Origin of the sequence: Robiginitalea biformata HTCC2501 (genome assembly GCF_000024125.1) — a bacterium.
Classification (GTDB): domain Bacteria; phylum Bacteroidota; class Bacteroidia; order Flavobacteriales; family Flavobacteriaceae; genus Robiginitalea; species Robiginitalea biformata.
This window is the reverse complement of record NC_013222.1, coordinates 1,393,862-1,412,642: the sequence shown is the minus strand read 5'-3', so window position 1 is coordinate 1,412,642 and position 18,781 is coordinate 1,393,862. Positions and strand designations below refer to the sequence as shown.

Genomic DNA, 18,781 nt, shown 5'->3' with positions numbered 1-18,781 from the left:
AGTTTTGGTTGTCCCGGCTTGGTTTATTACCTTCCGCAACCTCGATAAAATACCCCCATTATGTTGTTTCTCCCCCCTACCACAATGGGTTATTTACTATTGACCGCCTTCCTGACCAAGGAAGGTCCGAGCCTGCTGATCGCTGTTTCCGGATCCCTGGTATTCCTTACAGGCCTCTACCACCTTTTGGAAATCCCCAGGCAGCAACGCCACAAGCGCAAATGGCTCCGCTCACACGCGGATGCCATCCGGGGGCACCTGATCGTACAATATTGCCTCAACCGGTGGAAAGAAAAACGGGGCTTCTGCAACAAATGCGGCAGCCATCGCCTGGAACTCTGGGACCACTGCGACAATTTACTCGTACTGCGTTGCAGTAACTGCCGGATCAACTACACGCTGACGGCACAATCCGGCCCGATGATTGCGCAGATTCTGCAGTATATGCCGTCGGAATACGTCCTGGTTTCGGGGCTCAGGGAGAACCGCTTCGAATCGCTCGGACGGCATCTGAGCCGCACGTGCGGGCCGTGTTCCACTTTTATTGAAAACAAGTTGTCCGAATCCTGACTTCCCCTGCGTACGGGATTATTTTTCCGCCTGCTCTTTACGCTCTCCGATATTTTTACGATCTTGCACCGCCTTTTGGGATATTAGCTCAGTTGGTTTAGAGCGCTGCCTTGACAGGGCAGAGGTCACTGGTTCGAATCCAGTATATCCCACATCAAGCAGAAAACCCCGCAACAAAGTTGCGGGGTATTTTTTTGGCGGCTCCGTCAAAAGCTCGCTTTTGTAAGGAGACGACGAAAAAAGACTTCAATCCGCCTTGGCGGATTGGGGGTTTTCTATTTGCAGGAGTGGGCACGGTCTGGATCACGAGTGAAGCGAGTAATCCAGCAGGAGTGGTTTCACGGTCTGGATCACGAGGCGAATGCCGAGTAATCCAGCAAGACAAGGCCAGCGCACCGGCTGGCCGGTTATGCCGAACCCGTCAGCACCTGATACGTCTGCCGCGCAATTTCGAGTTCCTCATCCGTAGGCACCACCCAGAGTTTCACCCGGGAATCCTCCGCGTGGATGGACTGTAACCCCGGCCCGGGAGCGGCATTGCAATCGGCATCCAGCCGGATGCCGAGAAATTCCATATCCCGGCAAACCAGCTCCCGCATACGGGAGGAATGCTCCCCGATCCCGGCAGTAAAGGCAACTCCGTCCAGGCCGTTCATTGCAGCTGCGTACGCGCCGATATATTTCCGGATCCGGTACGCCGCCATTTCCAGCGCCAACTGGCAATCCGGATCACCGGTTGCCGCCGCCGCCTCGATATCCCGCAAGTCGCTTTTCCCGGTAAGCCCCTTCAACCCGCTTTCCCTGCTGAGGATGCGTTTCACTTCTTCGAGCGGATACCCCAGGCTTTCCACCATATAAAAAATAACGCCGTGGTCGATATCCCCGCTTCGCGAACCCATGACCAATCCATTGCTGGGGGTGAACCCCAGGCTGTGGTCCAGGCTGATGCCTCCCCGGATGGCTGTGGCGCTGCACCCGCTTCCCAGGTGCAGGCAAACGAGTTTTCCGTCTTCGGGCAGATGCGGCCTTAACTGCTCTGCGATGTACTTGTGGCTCGTGCCGTGAAATCCGTATACCTGCACCCCGTGTTCCCTGTACAGGGATTCCGGGATTGCATATCGCCGGGCCTTCATGGGGATGGTCTGGTGGAAGGCGGTATCGAATACGGCCACCTGGATGGCTTCAGGAAAAAACGACTCGGCCTGCCGGATACCTTCCAGGTTGGCCGGGTTGTGCAAAGGGGCCAGTCGGGACAGGTCGGCAATGGCTTCCTTAACCGCTGCATCCACCCGGGTGGTTCCGGTAAACCGCGTCCCGCCATGGACCACACGGTGGCCGACGGCAGCAACATCCTTTGAATCCCGGAGCACCCCGGTGTCCGGGTCCAGTAATGCCGAAACAATATGCCTGAGGGCCTCCTTGTGATCGGTTACGGCCAGTTGTCGCTCGTATTTCGCTTTGCCCGAATCGAATTTTAAGCGGGCATCCCCTGCCCCGATTCGTTCTACCATCCCCTGGCAAATCCGGGTTTCCCCGGGCATCCGCAGGACCTGGAACTTCAGGGAGGAACTGCCGGAATTCAATACGAGGATCACGCGGTTCATGTCGGCTTGATTTTTCATTTTCGGATTTGCTGGGCCTGGATGGCGGTAATGACAACAGTATTGAAGATATCGTCCTCGGTACAGCCGCGGCTCAGGTCGTTTACCGGCTTGTTCAGGCCCTGCAGGACCGGGCCGATGGCCAGCGCGCCCGTTTCCCGCTGCACAGCCTTGTAGGTATTGTTCCCGGTGTTCAGGTCCGGAAATATAAAAACCGTTGCCCGCCCGGCAACCTCGGAGTCGGGCAGTTTGCTGCGTCCCACTTTCAGGTCTACGGCGGCATCGTACTGGATCGGGCCCTCCACCTTCAGGTCGGGCCTGCGTTCCCGCACCAGGCGCGTGGCTTCCCGCACCCGGTCCACATCGGCGCCCTGGCCGGAACTCCCCGAGGAATAGGACAGCATGGCTACCCGGGGTTCAATCCCGAAGGAGGCTGTGGTATCCGCGGAGGAAATGGCGATTTCGGCGAGCTCCGCCGCGTCCGGGTTCGGGTTGATGGCGCAGTCGCCGAAAACGGTTACCCGGTCTGGGAGGCACATAAAAAATACGGAGGAAACCAGGTGCACCCCGGGTCGTGTCCTGATAAACTGCAGGGCGGGACGGATGGTGTGCTGGGTGGTATGGGCCGCCCCGGACACCATGCCGTCGGCGTGTCCCTTATGGACCATCATTGTGCCGAAATAGGACACATCGGACATCAGGTCCTGTGCCATGGTCAGTTCCATGTTCTTGTGCTTTCGCAGCTCATACAGCGTGTTGGCATACTCCTCAAACTGCGGGGCATTCCGGGGGTCCAGAAGTTGGATCTCCCCGGGAAGTTCCAGCTGGAGCTGCCGGGCCTTCTCCCGGATCTCTTCAGGCCGCCCCAGCAGGGTGAGGCGGACGGCCTGATACCTGGCCAGTTCCACGGCAGCCCGGAGGACCCGCTGGTCCGCACCCTCCGGCAACACGATGTGTTTTACGTCCGACTGGGCTTTTTTGAGCAAGTTGTACTGGAACATCCGCGGGGTGATGCCCTCAGCCCGGAAGGTGACCAACCGCTCCGCCAATGCGTCTTCTGGCACATAGGCCGAAAAGTCCTTGAGGGATTGTTCGATTTTCAGGGTATTCCCGGCGTAAATCCGGGGCTGGATAGACCCGATCCGGTTGGTGACCGAAAAGGTGCCCCCCTGGACCGAAACGATGGGCACCACTTCCGACAACCCTTCGATCAGGCGGATAATCGTTTCCTCCGGTACAAGCCCGCCGGTGAGGATGATCCCCGAAATGGACGGGTAGTTCGTCGACAGGTTGGCCTGCAGGGCCCCGAGGATGATATCGGCGCGGTCCCCCGGGGTAATTACCAGGGTGGCTTCCACCAGGTGCGTCAGGTAATTCCTGAGTTGCATGGCCCCCACCCCAAAATGCGCTACCTGTTTGTCCAGGTGCCGCGCTCCGAACAGGACCTCTCCGCCCAGGGCGTCTGCTATTTCGCGCATACTCGGGTTGCCGAGTACCGGGTTCAGAGGTATGGCCGCCGTCAACACCCCCTCCGGCAGGTCGGAGTGCATCTGATCCAGGACGAGCTGCCGGTTCTCCGGCTGGATTTTATTGGCCGCAACCATGAGGACCTCAACTCCCTTATCGCGGAAGGAGTCGCAGGCCAGTGCCAGGGAATTGACAAATTCCTCCAGGGTTTTACCCACGCCCGTAGACAGGATGACCGTCGGGATCCCCAGGTTTTTAGCCAGGAGTACGTTGAAATCCCATTCGATGATGGCCCCCTCCCCCGTAAAATCCGTCCCCTCCACGAGGATAAAGTCAAAACGGCTTTCCAGGTCCTTGTATTTCTGAATGATCGTGTCGAGTACCTCGTCTTCCCGGTTCCTGCTGGTTTTTTGGACCACCTGGCTGCGCGTGCATGCATAGGCTTCCTCATAATTGAGGGGAATGTTGAAATGCGACAGGATGGTGGCTATATGGTTGTCCTGTTTGCCGTCGGGATAGTCATCGATAATCGGGCGGAAATACCCTACCCGTGCCATTTTCCCCAGCAAGAGCCGCATCAACCCCAGGGAGAGGATGGATTTTCCGCTGTTGGCCTCGATAGTGGCCACGTAAATGCCTTTGTTCATAATTTCAGGGCTGGTAGTGTCATTTGCAAATTTAGGGTTAAAGCCAGGGGCGTGAAAATGCCAGGGCCAATTCTTTTGGCCGGGAGGTTCCCCGCCGCAGGCGCCCCCCACCGGGAGGGCAAATCGGAATCACGCGGCCGGATCACAGGTGTCCGGGGCTACCAGGAAGGGAATTTTCACATGGAAACCAATCTGATCGATGTTCTGGCGGACGAGAAGTCGCTCCAAAAAGGAATGGCCCCGGTTCATCATCACCAGCAGATCGATAGGGTGCTCCGCTATGAACTGGAGGATTGCTTCGGGGAGCTTCCCGGCGGGTTCTTCGACAATTTCGTACTCGATTTCCTCCATGCAGCGTTCCAGGTGGCGCTTGTTATCTTTTTGCGTATCTGTGAGCCCGCCTTTTTCCAGGATATGCAAAATCAGCACCCGCGAGTCATGGGCCCGGATGAAGTCCAGGGCCGGTTTCAGGTCTTCCCTTTTGTAGTGGCTCAGGTAATCGCTCGGGAAGAGCGCCATCCGCGGGGGGCGGTAGGTTGTCTGGGAGGGAACGGCCAGCAGGGGCGTCCGGGTTTTGCGAATCACGTGGACCGTATTGGAACCTAAAAACACCTGCCTGGCCCCGGTGGCTCCCTGCGTCCCCATTACGATCAGGTCCATCTGCTTGCGCTGGGAAAGTTCCCGGATTTCGTCGGTAAGCGTATTGAAAGACGACACGAGTTCAAACCGGTATCTCGGGTTTTGGTACTCCTTTTTGATATCTTTCAGGGTTTGTTCCAGCCCGCGTATGGATATATCCACCCCTACATCCGGGATACCGCTCATTTCCGGTCCGCCAGTCATGTAATCCACGCGGTAGAATGCAGGCGAATAGACGTGCAAGAGGTAGAAGGTGCACGTTTCATCCTTGAAAAAAAGCAGCGCATATTCAATAGCCCGCCAGGCATTTGTCGAAAAGTCAGTGGGTATCAGGATATTTTTCATCGTACCGGAATTTACTTCCCGTAAAGATATTTCCGAGCCCGCCGGCAACCTATGATAAAGATCATTTCCCTTCCGGAATGTTATCCGGATCTTTATCTAATAACCCAATGATTATGAAACAGTTCGCAATGTTACTCGCCATCGCGGCGCTGCCCCTGTTAGCCGGCGCCCAATCCATTCAGGACATCAATCGTCCCACCCTCGGGGACCTCGACGAGGTAACCCGTTTCCACGAAGGCCTGGCAGCAGTCAGGAAGGGATCTGAGTGGGGCTTTATCGACCAAAATGGACTGCTCGTCATCCACTTTCGGGACGATTTGGCATGGCAGCGGGAACCGAATCCGGAGGCTTTGGGCGTCGGCAGTATCCCCTACCCCCGTTTCAGCAATGGTCGGTGTCCGGTAATGGTTTCCGGGGAGGACGGCATCCCGCTTTATGGGTTTATCGATACCGAGGGCCAAGTGGTCATACAGCCCGAATTCCTGAATGTCTCTGAGTTTCAGAATGGCCATGCCGTGGGAATCTACTACAAGAAAACCTTCCGCGGCAAGAATAATTTCCAGTTGAATATCTACGACCATACGTTCACCGAAGTTGTGCTGAATAAAGCCGGGCAAATGGTCTGGCCCCTTGAGGAACGCCAAAACATTCTGATGAACGCGCGCAGGTATCAAACCCCTGAAATTCAAGCTCGCATAATCGAAAACGGCCTGGTCGCCGTAAAGTCGGACCGCGCTCGTTGGGAGATTCGCAAAGTGGAGCTGGAAGACGGCTTCTGACGGCTACCAGATGGAATCCATGGGATAGACCGTCCCGTCAAAGAGTACTAGCGTGCCTCCCTCGGCCCAGATCGACAATTCGTCAAACGGGGATTCGGGAAAAAAGATATCGGTGAAATTCAGGATGCCGCGATCGGCAAAAATTTCGATGGACGCGGCATCCAGCAGGACCCGGATGTCCAGGCTCTCCTGGGAAAGGTCCACGGTCGCTTTATGGGGCCCTTTAAAAAACGCGTCGGAAAAGCCCTGGGGCCCCGAGGCCGTACGATCTACCGTAACGGTTTCTTCAGATCGGTCGAAGGTAACGGTGAGTCGGTCACCGCCGGCATTTTTCAAAACCAGACCGAATGAACTGGCGGTGGTATTTTCCAGGTCCACCAGCAGGGAGATATCGCATTGGGTCGGGCTGAAGTCTCCTTCGACCCGTATGCTGTCTCGCAATTCCATGGGCAACTGCACTTCGGCCCCGCGCAACCCGGTAACGGCAGGGACGGGCAATGCACTCAACACAAGCTCCCCCGAGTCCTCTGCCAGGCTCAGCATCCTGGGTACCGTCATTGCGGATCGCCACGCAACCGTCGGCACTTGCTGGGCATACTGCCAGTTGGACATCCACCCGATCCCCAGCCGGCTGCCCCAACCAGTCGGGGCGTTGTCCCAGGTGACAAAGGCATAATTGTCCGCTCCGTGGTCCAGCCACTTCTGGCCCGCCGGGTCAGCAGTAAACACCGTCCCGTCGAAATCCCCGACAAAGTAAGACGTCCCTGTCCCCCCGGAAGGCCCCTCCTGCTGGATGCTTACGAGCAATACCCATTTAGCCTCCCGGGTACCCGGCACCCTGAGCCGAAAGAGATCCGGGCATTCCCACAGGCGGGTATCCCCCTCTATCCCGAATTCCGACAGGTATTCCCATTCTTTCAAATTGGAGGAAGCGTACAACCTGACCCGGTCGTACACGGCCAGGACCATGATCCACTTTTCGCTTTCCCCGTGCCAAAACACCTTGGGGTCCCGGAAGTCGCGAACGCCGGTGTCATTGGCCAGTACGGGATTCCCGGCATATTTTGTCCAGGTCCGGCCCTTGTCCAGGCTGTAGGCAATTCCCTGGTACTGGAAATCATCGCCCCCGGCCGCTTCAAGGATGGGGTTGTGGTAGGTATATACGGCTACGACCGGCGGCTCGGAGCCGTTCCCAAACCCCGAGGTGTTTTTATGGTCCACCACGGCGCTCCCGGAAAAGATATAGCCCAGGGAATCCGGAGCCAGCGCCACGGGAAGGTGCTTCCAGCGCACCAGGTCCGTGGAGACGGCGTGCCCCCAGTGCATCGGCCCCCAAACCGTGCTATCCGGGTAAAACTGATAACTCAGGTGGTATTCCCCATCCAGGTAGAACATCCCGTTCGGGTCGTTCATCCAGGCTTCCCGGGGGGTAAAATGGAATTGCGGCCGGTGGGGCTCGTTATAGGCATTGGTCGGGGAGGAGCTTCCGGGCGATACCCCTTTTTGTTCTCCTCCGCAGGAGGCTATTAATACGAGGAGTGACAGCAGGGGAACTATCCGGCTCCCGGATACCATACTATTACGGTATTCTCCCCACAGGCAGCGTAGGTGTCGACAGAAAAAATGCGGCATATTCGGTAAAATGTACTTAAAAATACACTATTTGCCGGATTCGTGCTGGTTGACCTTTTTAGAATGTCAGGGCGTATTCCACTGACGATTTCCTACTGATGACGCCTAAGGCAAATATTGCTAACTTTAGGCAGCAACCGACCGACAAACATATGAAGACAGACCGCCTGCTTCCAGAAGACAAACTCGAAGTTTACTGGGCAACCATCGGATACATAAACGGGCTGAACCGGACCTCCGAAGTCAAGGCCGGCCTTATTATTTCCTTCTACGGCTTACTGCTGGGGGTGGTCCTTGAAGTCGCCACATCCGTGGAAACGGGTTTTAACGCCAGTGCCATCCTGATAGCCATCCTGGCTGGCTTTACTTTTTTTGTCTGCCGATCTATTTTTTACAGTTTCAGATGTTTCTTGCCACAGATTGAAACAAAATTCGACAAGAACATGTTCTTCTTTCACGACATCATTACACATTATGGGGATATAACGTCGTTTTCAGACCGTTTTGCAGACTTGCTGAACGATGAAAAAAACCTTTACGGGCAATTAGGCGCACAGATTTACGTGAATTCCCTTATTGCCACCAAAAAATTCAGCGATGTCAATAAATCGGTGAGGAACCTGGTTTACAGTTTTATCCCGATGATATTGGGCGTGGTAACCATCGTAGCCGAGGCAATACTTTATTGAGTACTTTCTACAGGCCGGAAGACGCCTTTTTCCTGAGTTTTTCCAAAACCTTCCGCTTGTTGGCCACCCGGTTTCGGTTTGCCCAGTCCGTATGGTAGTTGTGATTTTCCAGAAATCGGATTTGAAGTTTGATCCACTCCGCCTCGCTGCTCACTATGCCAAAATATAAAAACTCCTTGTAGAGCCCGTCACTCAGGGAATTGTAGTCGTCCCGGCCCAAATAATCCAGGTCCGCGTCCGCGAGAATTTCTTCATAAAGGTTGCTGGGATCCTGTGGCACTTTGGTAGCGCGGATCATACCTTCTATCAGATCGATTTCCTTTTTGAGGTATCCCTTCCGGAGCAGCGGCCCCACTTCAAGGATACTCCGTTCCTCGTGATCCTCCGGCCCATAAATATAACCGAAATCATGGGCAACAGCCGCCACCCGGATCAATTCGGATATACGGTCATCTACTGAATAATACGAAATATAATGGTCGCATACATTGGCAACATCGATGGTGTGGTCGAGACAATGATAGGTAAGGTGACCCGGGAGTTTCTTGTCAAGTTCGTCGAGGATGCGGTGACAGATGTCGGGATATACGCTACGATTTACCAGTTCCATGTATAGCGGCTTCGGGATGTTCGGGAAATAAAATTTTATCTGGCCATTTTACCTGGCAAATCCCTATTAAAGTGAATTAAAAAGTACACAACTTTGTCCACCGAAACAATAAAATCCAACCCTTTCTTTCGCTTTTCCTGCTTCTTTCAGAACCTGACCATTCCCCGGACTGCCAAATGTCTGCCGGATTTACATTTAAATTGCATAATTTCTGGATCAAAAGCGCCTCAACTCACTCAAAAACAACAATTGAACCCATCGCCAACAGGTTATTCAGGCAACTGGAAGTGGGTAAAAGGGCGCCAAAACTACAATCGCAGGGTCCGGTCAAAATTAAGGCGTATCTTTTAGTCAGGAATTAACGCGAAACGAATCCCATGAAAAATCTGCGAAAAGAAGATATCAGCCAGGAGGTCTTTGACCTCTACGATGCCTATGCCCACAACCAGCTCAGCCGACGGCAGTTTATGGACAAACTCTCCACCTATGCTGTCGGGGGGATAACGGTCATGTCCCTGCTTAGTTTTATCATGCCGGATTACAAGAACAAGCTGCAGGTTGCCCAGGACGATGCCCGCCTGAAAACGGAATACATCACCTACGAGTCGCCCGAGGGGGGCGGAACCATCAGGGGTCTCCTCGCCCGGCCTGCAGATGCCACCGGCAAACTCCCGGGAATTGTTGTGGTCCATGAAAACCGGGGGCTGAACCCGCATATTGAAGACGTTTGCCGCCGGGCGGCGCTCGAGGGGTATATCGCCCTGGCTCCCGATGCCCTGACCCCTCTGGGCGGCTACCCGGGAAATGACGATGACGGCCGTGCCCTCCAACGGCAACGGGACCGGTATAAGATGCTGGAAGATTTTATCATGGGCTTCCGGTATCTGAAGTCGCACGAACAGAGCACCGGGAAGGTCGGAGTCGTGGGATTTTGTTTCGGGGGCTGGATCTCCAACATGATGGCCGTTCGCCTGCCCGATCTCGGGGCCGCCGTGCCCTTTTACGGCGGCCAGCCGGATGCGGAATTCGTCCCGGATATCCAGGCGCCCCTGATGTTGCAATACGCCGGGCTCGATGAGCGGGTCAACGCAGGATGGCCTGCTTACGAAGCGGCCTTGCAGGCCCATGATAAAGACTATGCCGTCCACTTCTATCCCGAAGTCAACCACGGTTTCCACAACGATACCACCCCGCGGTACGACGCGGAAGCCGCCAAACTGGCCTGGGAGCGGACAATCAATTTCTTTAATTCAAAATTGAAGTAACCCGGGGCCCGTACACCCAGCGGGTAACCGGGGATCGGCACCCCGGGGAACCGGGGCTTATCTCTATTTGGAACTCCGGTGGATTGCCTCTTCGGGAAAGGGGAACAGGATGGTCGAATTCTTTTCCGCCGCGATGTTCGAAAGCGTCTGGTAGAGCCGCAATTTAATGGCCGACGGGGATTGGTCGATCATCTTGCCGGCGGCCAGCAAGGTCCCGGCCGCCTGCTCCTCGGCCTGTGCCAGAATCACCCGGGCACGGCGTGAGCGTTCCGCCTCGGCCTGGTTGGCCATCATCCGCCGCATGTTTTCGGGTAACTGTATATCCTTAATCTTCACATCGAGGATATCGATCCCCCACCCGGCAGTTTCCTGCTCCACCGTAATCTTGATATTATTTCCCATTTCCTCCCGTTTTGAGAGGATCGTATCGAGTTCCACCTTCCCGCAAACATCCCGCAGGGCAGCCTGGGACAACTGGGTAATAGCAAAATTGTACTCTTCTACTTCCAGTACGGCCTTTTCAGGATCCCTGATCCGGAAGAATACCACCCCGTCGATGCTGCAGGGGACATTGTCTTCGGTCATGACTTCCTGGGAAACAATATTGATGGTAATTACCCGGATATCCACCTTCTGGATGGTTTCCACCAGGGGGATGATCCAGCGAAAGCCGGGCTGAAGCGTTTTTACATATTTCCCAAAGCGGAATTTCAGGGCCCGCTTGTACTCATAGACAATGCGAATCCCGGATAGGACGACAACCAATAACAAAACTGCAAAAAACAATAATGGGTTCATAACAATAGGTTTTAAGGGTTAACAGCAGGCTCCCGGCGCCGGCGCCAAGCTTCCATTTCGTTCACTCCCCGGGCTTTCATCCTGTTTATCTGTAATTTACGCACTTGTATCCGATTTACGGGAGTAACGGACGATTTCATTAGATTTGAGAACTACCAGAAAATGACCTGCCATGAAAAAAAACCGCAACCCCGGTTGCATACAGACAGCCATCCTCTCTTGTGTATTCCTGTTTTCAGGGTTTTCGGCCTATGCGCAGAGCGAGCCCTACACGGGTCCTATTATCGATATGCACGTCCACGCCTACCGCCAGGCGAGCCGGATGTTCGGGATTACCTATCAAAATCCGATCACCGGGAAAACCTACGCTACTACCCCGGACCTTGAGGCGCACAGGGAATGGACATTTAAAAAAATGCAGGAACACCGAATCGTCAAAGCCGTGGTCAATTACCACCCGGACTGGTACGACCAGGACCCGGACCGTGTCCTGATCGGGTTGGGGACCGCCGAGCCGGATACCCTGAGGAGGATGTACGAGGCGGGTCGATTGCACGTGATGGGCGAAATGACTGCCTATTACGATGGGCTCCAGGCCGACGACCCGGAATTGGAACCGTATTTTGAACTGGCGGAATCCCTGGGGATCCCGGTGGGGTACCACATCTTCCCGGGAGGTCCTCCCGGGGGCATGTACATGGGCTTCCCCGGGATTCGAGCGGCGAATGCCGACCCGATGCAGATCGAACGGGTACTGGTTTCCCATCCGAAATTGAAAATCTACATCATGCATGCCGGCTGGCCGTATCTCGAGGATATGAAAGCCCTGATGTACGCCCATCCCCAGCTCTATGTCGATATCGGGGTGATCAGTTGGAACCTGCCCCGGGCCGAATTCCACTCGTATCTCAAAGCCCTGGTGGATGCGGGGTTCGGGAAGCGCATCCTGTACGGGACAGACCAGATGGCCTTCAAGGGCTCCTTTGACCAGGCCATCGAGAATGTCAATACGGCCGGGTTTCTGAGCCTGGAACAAAAAGCGGACATCTTTTACAACAATGCGGCCGAGTTCCTGGGTCTGAGCCCCGAGGAGGTCCGGGCGCATAAACAAGAAGGCGGAAATGGAAAGTAAAACCCGGGCGACCGGCAGGAGGCGGCCCCGGCAAAAACAATTCAGATCTTAAAGCTAAACCCGTCCTCGGCAACTTTCCGATCGTATTTTTCCTTGTCAAACGTGTACAAGTAAGCCCCTTTCCGGGCAACCGTCATATCCTTCTCGTCCAATTTAATCAGTATGTCCAGGGAATTGATTTTGTTGACAAAATTCCGTTTGTCGAGCTTTTTATCCAGGATGGACTCATAGAGCGTCTGCAACTGCCGCATGGTAAACTTCTCGGGCAGGAGTTCAAAGCCGATGGGCATGGTAAGCGCCCTGCGACGCAGGCGGGAAACAGCTTTTACCACCATTTGGTCGTGGTCGAAAATCAGTTTCGGCGCCTCCTCCAGGTCGAACCATTGGGCGGATTCCAGTTGCACGCCTTCAAACTGGTGCGATGCTACATCGATCAGCGCAAAGTAGGCCACCGAAATCGTCCGGTTTCCCGGGTCCCTGTCTATTTTGCTGTATGCGTATAGCTGCTCCATATAGATGTCGTGCAGGCCGGTAAGCGTTTCCAGCACCCGGGCAGCTGCCTCGTCCAGGTTTTCATCCTGCTTGAGGAAACCGCCAATCAGGGACCACTTCCCCTTTTCCGGTTCTATGTTCCGCTTAACCAGCAGAATTTTAAGGTGGTGTTTATCGAAGCCGAAAATGATGCAATCTACAGCCAAAAGCACCTTGTCCTCCGATGTATAGTAATTTAATTCCATACCCAATAGCTGGACCTGACCGGGAAATTACCCGGCAGGTGTTGATGATTTTTAGGAAAAAGTAGCATTTTTTTCCTTATTTGTTAAAAATAGGCAATTCAAAATCTTTTTTTGATTAAATGCGCCGGATTTCTTACATTAGAAATGTAGATAGAACACTTCTGTGTGCTTCCGGGAATGAATTGTTGCCGGAACTGTTTGAATTAGTTTTTTGAGTTTTAGTTAAGGTAAAGGCCGTGTCTGTTTCACGGCCTTTATCATCACCAACCATCAAGTACCGACACCATGTTCCGATTCACGCTCGTATATCTCTTGACCCTCGGCTGCCTGAGCAGCTACGGCCAACAGTCCGCCACCAACATCCGCGTCGTTGAACCCGATCAACCGGAGACCATCAGCCGGCATATCTACGGACATTTTGCCGAACACCTGGGACGCTGTATCTACGACGGGTTCTATGTTGGCGAAGGGAGCCCGGTTCCGAATACGGCGGGAATCCGCAATGATATCGTCGACGCCCTGCGCGCCCTGGAGATCCCCAACCTGCGCTGGCCCGGGGGGTGCTTTGCGGACACATACCACTGGAAGGACGGGATTGGCCCAAAGGCAGACCGGCCCACCATTGTAAATACCTGGTGGGGCGGGGTCACCGAGGATAACAGTTTCGGCACACACGATTTCCTGAACCTCTGCGAATTGCTGGAAACCGAGCCCTATATTTCAGGGAATGTCGGCAGCGGTACCGTTCAGGAGCTGGCCGACTGGGTGCAATACACGAATTTTGACGGGAAGAGCCCGATGTCCGACCTGAGGCGCGAGAACGGCAGGGACAAGCCGTGGAAGGTGAAATACTGGGGTATCGGGAATGAAGCCTGGGGTTGCGGCGGCCACATGCGGCCCGAGTACTACGCGGATATCTACCGGAAATACGCCACCTTCCTTTCAGACAGCGGTATAGAAGGTGGTTTGTACAAGATTGCCTCCGGGGCCAGCGACGACGACTACAACTGGACCGAGGTCCTGATGAAAAACATCCCACATGACATGCTGCAGGGCGTGGCCCTCCACCACTACTCGGTCATTGATTGGAGCGATAAGGGTTCATCTGTTGATTTTGACGAATCTGAATATTTCCAGACCATGCAGCGCTCCTGGCTCATGGAGGAACTGATCGAAAAACATACGGCCATCATGGACCGGTACGACCCACAGGGGCGCGTGGACCTGGTGGTGGACGAATGGGGCGGCTGGTACGACGTGGTTGATGGTACCAACCCGGGCTTTTTGTTCCAGCAAAACACCATGCGGGACGCGATGATTGCGGGCCTGGTGCTGAATATATTCAACAATCATGCAGACCGGGTAAAAATGGCCAACCTCGCCCAGACCGTCAACGTGCTGCAGGCGGTGATACTGACGGATGAAGAAAAAATGCTGTTGACCCCCACCTACCACGTCATGCATATGTATAAAGTGCACCAGGATGCCACATTGCTGGACACTGATTTTGAATCGCCCGTCTACGCGCTGGACGGGGAGGATCTGCCGGCGATTTCCGTTTCCGCCTCCCGGGATGACCAGGGAAAAGTGCACATATCCCTCGTAAATATCGACGCTTCCAGGAGCCACCCGGTATCCCTCAACCTGAAGGGGCTCGTCTCCGGCGATATGGACGCGGCAATCCTGCGCTCCGGAAACTTACAGGACCACAATACATTTGACAATCCGGAAAAAATCAAGCCGGTTTCCTTTAGGGATTTCCGGTTTCGAAACGGGATGCTGACTGCCAGCCTGCCCCCGTTCTCCGTGTTGGTGTTCTCGGAAAACTAACACACCCGTGCAACCGGCTGGCAACCACCCGTTATGCAGCCACAAGTAAAAAAGTAGCCATGGAGCAATTTGTTATCGGATTGGACTTCGGAAGCGATTCGGTTCGCGCCCTGCTAGTGGACACGTCCGACGGGAATGAAAAGGCTGCTGCTGTATACGCATACCCGCGCTGGAAGGCCGGCAAATTCTGCGACCCGGCTGCCAACCGGTTCCGGCAGCACCCCCTGGACCATATTGAGGGGGTTGAGGCCACTATTTGCGAAGTCATTCGGAAAAGCGGTGCCCAACCGCAGACGGTAAAAGGCATCTGCATCGATACCACGGGCTCCTCCCCCGTCCCGGTGACCGAAAACGGGACCCCCCTGGCCCTGGTTCCGGGGTTTGAGGAAAACCCGAATGCCATGATGGTGCTCTGGAAGGACCACACGGCCCTGGCCGAAGCGGATGAGATCAACGAGCTTACCCGGGCCTGGGGTGGGCCGGATTACACCCGCTATGTCGGGGGGATCTATTCCTCTGAATGGTTTTGGGCCAAGATCCTGCATATTGTGCGGGAAGATGCCGCCGTTCGGGAGGCCGCCTGGTCCTGGATGGAGCATTGCGACCTGATGACATTCCTCCTTGCAGGCGGTAAGGATCCGGCCGCCTTCAAAAGGAGCCGGTGCGCCGCAGGCCACAAGGCCATGTGGCACCCATCCTGGGGCGGGTTGCCGGATACGGCATTCCTCTCCCGACTGGACCCCTATCTGGGAACATTGCGGGGCCGTCTGTACCGGGATACTTTCCCCTCCGACCAGCTGGCCGGGCACCTGAGTGCCGAATGGGCGAACAGACTCGGCCTGACAACCCAAACTGCCCTCGCCGTTGGCACCTTTGATGCGCACGCCGGGGCGGTCGGGGCCAAAATCGAAGAAAACACGCTGGTACGCGTAATGGGTACTTCCACCTGCGATATCATGGTATCTCCGGACCCAGGGCTCCGGGAGCGGACGGTGCCGGGTATATGCGGCCAGGTAGACGGATCGGTAATCCCGGGAATGTCCGGGCTGGAGGCCGGACAATCGGCTTTCGGCGACCTTTTGGCTTGGTTCCGGGATCTCCTTTTATGGCCCATGGAAAAGGTGGTTTTCCATTCCCCGGCACTCACCGAAAAACAACGGGCAGATCTGTTGGCCGATGCAGCAGCCCGGCTGATCCCGGAACTCTCGGCCGCTGCGGAGCAAATCCCGATATCGGAAAGCCTGCCGGTTGCCCTGGACTGGATCAACGGCCGGCGTTCCCCGGACGCCGACCAACAATTGAAAAGCGCCATCGCCAACCTGACCCTGGGCAGTAGCGCCCCCCACCTGTTCAAAGCCCTGGTCCACGCCATCTGTTATGGCTCCAAAAAAATCGTCGACCGGTTTGAGGCGGAAGGGGTGTCCATCCATTCGGTTATCGGGGTTGGCGGGGTAGCCCGGAAATCGGGCTTTATCATGCAGACACTTGCCAACGTGCTCAACCGGCCCATCGCGGTAGCAGCCTCGGACCAGGCACCCGCCCTGGGGGCGGCTATCTATGCCGCTGTGGCTGCCGGCATCCATCCGGATATCCCCGCTGCGGCCCGCATCATGGGCAGCCCGGTAGAAGTGACATTCCAGCCGGAACCGGAGGCTGCAGCCGTTCTTGAGGAAGAATTTCGGGTATATGAAAAACTGGGGGCCTTTGCCGCCACCCTGGCCCGGGATGCCCAAATGCAAAAAACATAACTATGGCAGGTTCCCACGATGCACTTAAAAACGAATGCTACCAGGCGAATATGGAACTCAACGCCCTGGGGCTGGTTATCCACACCTTCGGGAACGTCAGTGCAGCCGATCGCGACCGGGGCATTTTCGCCATCAAGCCCAGCGGGGTTCCCTACGACCAGTTGCGACCGGAAGATATGGTAGTTGTGGATTACGACAGTAAGGTAGTGGAAGGGAAGCTCCGGCCCTCCTCGGATACGGCCACGCATGCCTTCCTGTACAAGAACTGGGAAGGGATCGGGGGCATTGCGCATACCCACTCCACCTATTCGGTTGCCTGGGCCCAGGCCCAGCAGGACATCCCCGTTTTCGGCACGACCCATGCGGACCACCTGACCCGGGACATCCCCTGCGCCCCGCCCATGGCCGACCACCTGATTGCAGGGGATTACGAGCACAACACGGGCATACAGATCCTGGAGTGCTTCCGGGAACGCAAACTTTCGCCGGAGGAGGTGGAAATGGTCCTGATCGGAAACCACGGACCCTTCTGTTGGGGACGGGATGCCGCCGGGGCCGTCTACAACAGCAAGGTCCTTGAAACAGTCGCTCAGATGGCCTACCTGACCCTGCAAATCAACCCGGGGGCCCCGAGGCTCAAAGAAGCTCTTATTAAAAAACACTACAACCGGAAGCACGGCGACGATGCCTATTACGGACAATAACCAACCAAAACAATGAAACCAAACGACAAAGAACTCTGGCTTGTCACCGGCAGCCAGCACCTCTATGGCCCGGAGGCCCTCCATCAGGTAGGATCGGACGCCCGGGTTATCGCCAATGGCCTGAACCAGTCGGATCGCCTCCCGATTCCCCTGGTCTTTAAACCCGTGGTGACCACTGCAGACGAAATTACGGCCCTCTGCAGGGAAGCCAATAACGATGATAATTGTATCGGGGTCATTGCCTGGATGCATACCTTTTCCCCGGCCAAAATGTGGATTCGCGGGCTCGGGGAGCTCCAGAAACCCCTCTGCCACCTGCATACCCAATTCAACGCCGGCATCCCGTGGGACTCCATCGACATGGATTATATGAACCTGCACCAGTCGGCACACGGCGACCGGGAATTCGGCTTTATGACATCGCGCATGCGCCGGGCGCGCAAGGTGGTGGCCGGCCACTGGAAGTCCGGGAGCGTACAGGAGAAACTCGGAATCTGGGCCCGGGTGGTCCTGGGGGCCGATGCACTCCGGGGTATGCAGGTGGCCCGGATCGGCGACAATATGCGGGAGGTGGCGGTCACCGAAGGCGACAAAGTGGAGGCCCAAATGCGTTTCGGTTTCTCCGTTAACGGCTACGCTACTTCGGACATAACCGGCCGGATTGCGGACCTGAGCGAGACCCGGGTGGCCGAGCTCGTCAAGACCTACGAAGCGGATTACACCCTGTCTCCCGCCCTGCAGCAGGATGGGGGGCAACGCCAGGCCTTGCTGGAAGCCGCGCGTATTGAACTCGGGCTTCGCGACTTCCTGGAGGAAGGCGGGTTTTCCGCTTTTACCGATACATTTGAAAACCTTGGGGCCTTTCGGCAGCTGCCGGGTATTGCCGTACAGCGTTTGATGGCCGACGGCTACGGTTTTGGCGCCGAGGGTGATTGGAAAACCGCCGCCCTGGTGGCCGCCATGAAGGTCATGTCTGCAGGTTTGGAAGGGGGCACTACTTTTATGGAGGACTACACCTATCACTTTGGCAGTGACAAAAGCCTGGTCCTGGGGTCGCATATGCTGGAGATCTGCCCGTCCATCGCTTCCGGGAAACCCTTGTGCGAAATCCACCCGCTCGGGATCGGCGGCAGGGAAGACCCCGTGCGCCTGGTTTTCAATTCCCCGGCCGGACCTGCAATCAACACCTGCCTGATCGATATGGGAAATCGCTTCCGACTCGTGGTCAATGAGGTGGAGGCCGTAGCCCCGTTGGCGGACCTGCCGAAATTACCGGTTGCCCGGGTACTTTGGGACCCGAAACCGGACCTGGAGACGGCTGCCACCGCCTGGATCCTGGCAGGGGGCGCCCACCACACCGTATATTCACAGGCCCTGACCACCGATTTTATGGAAGATTTTGCCGAAATTTTCGGTATTGAATTGCTCGTTATCGACCCGGCAACCCGGATTCGGGCATTTAAGGAGCAAATCCGGGCAAATGAAACGTATTTTCACCTATTCCGACACGGGATGTAACAGGCGCTCCACACGGGTCAATTGCCCCGATGGAACGCCGGGAGCCGCCCGGGCCGGACGGCAAACGGAT

16 protein-coding genes and 1 tRNA gene are annotated in these 18,781 nt (G+C 55.8%); 10 read left to right on the top strand and 7 right to left on the bottom strand.

Annotated elements, in window-relative coordinates:
- The first annotated feature begins 60 nt into the window (after positions 1 to 60).
- Positions 61 to 570 (top strand): hypothetical protein, encoded by a 510-nt coding sequence (locus tag RB2501_RS06190; protein WP_148214298.1) that lies wholly within the window; start codon positions 61 to 63, stop codon positions 568 to 570.
- A 77-nt stretch (positions 571 to 647) separates the two neighbouring features.
- Positions 648 to 722 (top strand) — tRNA-Val (locus RB2501_RS06185).
- A gap of 255 nt (positions 723 to 977) precedes the next feature.
- On the opposite strand, the gene RB2501_RS06180 is transcribed toward RB2501_RS06185, so the two are convergent.
- The 3 genes from RB2501_RS06180 to RB2501_RS06170 form a co-directional block, all read right to left on the bottom strand.
- Complete coding sequence (locus RB2501_RS06180; RefSeq protein ID WP_015753905.1) at positions 978 to 2,192, bottom strand: acetate/propionate family kinase; 1,215 nt, start codon at positions 2,190 to 2,192, stop codon at positions 978 to 980.
- Positions 2,189 to 4,285, bottom strand: a complete 2,097-nt coding sequence (gene pta / locus RB2501_RS06175) for a phosphate acetyltransferase (RefSeq protein WP_015753904.1) — start codon at positions 4,283 to 4,285, stop codon at positions 2,189 to 2,191. Before pta ends, RB2501_RS06180 begins: the two co-directional genes overlap by 4 nt.
- A gap of 129 nt (positions 4,286 to 4,414) precedes the next feature.
- Entirely contained in the window at positions 4,415 to 5,269 is an 855-nt protein-coding gene (locus tag RB2501_RS06170) for a universal stress protein (RefSeq protein WP_015753903.1), read from the bottom strand.
- Between the two features lie 113 nt (positions 5,270 to 5,382).
- Between RB2501_RS06170 and RB2501_RS06165 the strand changes: the two genes are divergently transcribed.
- Positions 5,383 to 6,048, top strand: coding sequence for a WG repeat-containing protein (locus RB2501_RS06165; protein ID WP_148214297.1), 666 nt, complete (start codon positions 5,383 to 5,385; stop codon positions 6,046 to 6,048).
- A 3-nt stretch (positions 6,049 to 6,051) separates the two neighbouring features.
- Here the strand turns inward: RB2501_RS06165 and RB2501_RS06160 are convergent, their stop codons facing one another.
- Positions 6,052 to 7,623 (bottom strand): glycoside hydrolase family 32 protein, encoded by a 1,572-nt coding sequence (locus RB2501_RS06160; RefSeq protein ID WP_015753901.1) that lies wholly within the window; start codon positions 7,621 to 7,623, stop codon positions 6,052 to 6,054.
- A 209-nt stretch (positions 7,624 to 7,832) separates the two neighbouring features.
- Between RB2501_RS06160 and RB2501_RS06155 the strand changes: the two genes are divergently transcribed.
- Complete coding sequence (locus RB2501_RS06155) at positions 7,833 to 8,369, top strand: Pycsar system effector family protein (RefSeq protein WP_015753900.1); 537 nt, start codon at positions 7,833 to 7,835, stop codon at positions 8,367 to 8,369.
- A gap of 7 nt (positions 8,370 to 8,376) precedes the next feature.
- Here the strand turns inward: RB2501_RS06155 and RB2501_RS06150 are convergent, their stop codons facing one another.
- A complete protein-coding gene (locus tag RB2501_RS06150) occupies positions 8,377 to 8,979 on the bottom strand; it encodes an HD domain-containing protein (protein ID WP_015753899.1) in 603 nt (200 codons plus the stop codon).
- Between the two features lie 377 nt (positions 8,980 to 9,356).
- Between RB2501_RS06150 and RB2501_RS06145 the strand changes: the two genes are divergently transcribed.
- Positions 9,357 to 10,244, top strand: coding sequence for a dienelactone hydrolase family protein (locus RB2501_RS06145; protein ID WP_015753898.1), 888 nt, complete (start codon positions 9,357 to 9,359; stop codon positions 10,242 to 10,244).
- 63 nt (positions 10,245 to 10,307) lie between these two features.
- Here the strand turns inward: RB2501_RS06145 and RB2501_RS06140 are convergent, their stop codons facing one another.
- Positions 10,308 to 11,042, bottom strand: coding sequence for a slipin family protein (locus tag RB2501_RS06140; RefSeq protein WP_041327029.1), 735 nt, complete (start codon positions 11,040 to 11,042; stop codon positions 10,308 to 10,310).
- Positions 11,043 to 11,214: 172 nt separating this feature from the next.
- Here RB2501_RS06140 and RB2501_RS15760 point away from each other — a divergent pair, with 172 nt between their 5' ends.
- On the top strand, positions 11,215 to 12,174 hold the full coding sequence (locus tag RB2501_RS15760; RefSeq protein ID WP_015753896.1) for an amidohydrolase family protein: 960 nt from the start codon (positions 11,215 to 11,217) through the stop codon (positions 12,172 to 12,174).
- 41 nt (positions 12,175 to 12,215) lie between these two features.
- Here RB2501_RS15760 and RB2501_RS06130 read toward each other — a convergent pair whose 3' ends face one another.
- A complete protein-coding gene (locus RB2501_RS06130; RefSeq protein WP_015753895.1) occupies positions 12,216 to 12,911 on the bottom strand; it encodes an NUDIX hydrolase in 696 nt (231 codons plus the stop codon).
- 285 nt (positions 12,912 to 13,196) lie between these two features.
- On the opposite strand from RB2501_RS06130, the gene RB2501_RS06125 reads away from it, so the two are divergent.
- The 4 genes from RB2501_RS06125 to araA are packed head-to-tail and all read left to right on the top strand — an operon-like array spanning position 13,197 to position 18,711.
- Positions 13,197 to 14,741, top strand: coding sequence for an alpha-N-arabinofuranosidase (locus RB2501_RS06125; protein ID WP_015753894.1), 1,545 nt, complete (start codon positions 13,197 to 13,199; stop codon positions 14,739 to 14,741).
- A 59-nt stretch (positions 14,742 to 14,800) separates the two neighbouring features.
- Positions 14,801 to 16,489, top strand: coding sequence for a ribulokinase (locus RB2501_RS06120; protein ID WP_015753893.1), 1,689 nt, complete (start codon positions 14,801 to 14,803; stop codon positions 16,487 to 16,489).
- A gap of 2 nt (positions 16,490 to 16,491) precedes the next feature.
- Positions 16,492 to 17,193, top strand: coding sequence for an L-ribulose-5-phosphate 4-epimerase (locus tag RB2501_RS06115; protein ID WP_015753892.1), 702 nt, complete (start codon positions 16,492 to 16,494; stop codon positions 17,191 to 17,193).
- Between the two features lie 12 nt (positions 17,194 to 17,205).
- A complete protein-coding gene (gene araA / locus RB2501_RS06110) occupies positions 17,206 to 18,711 on the top strand; it encodes an L-arabinose isomerase (protein ID WP_015753891.1) in 1,506 nt (501 codons plus the stop codon).
- Positions 18,712 to 18,781 lie beyond the last annotated feature (70 nt).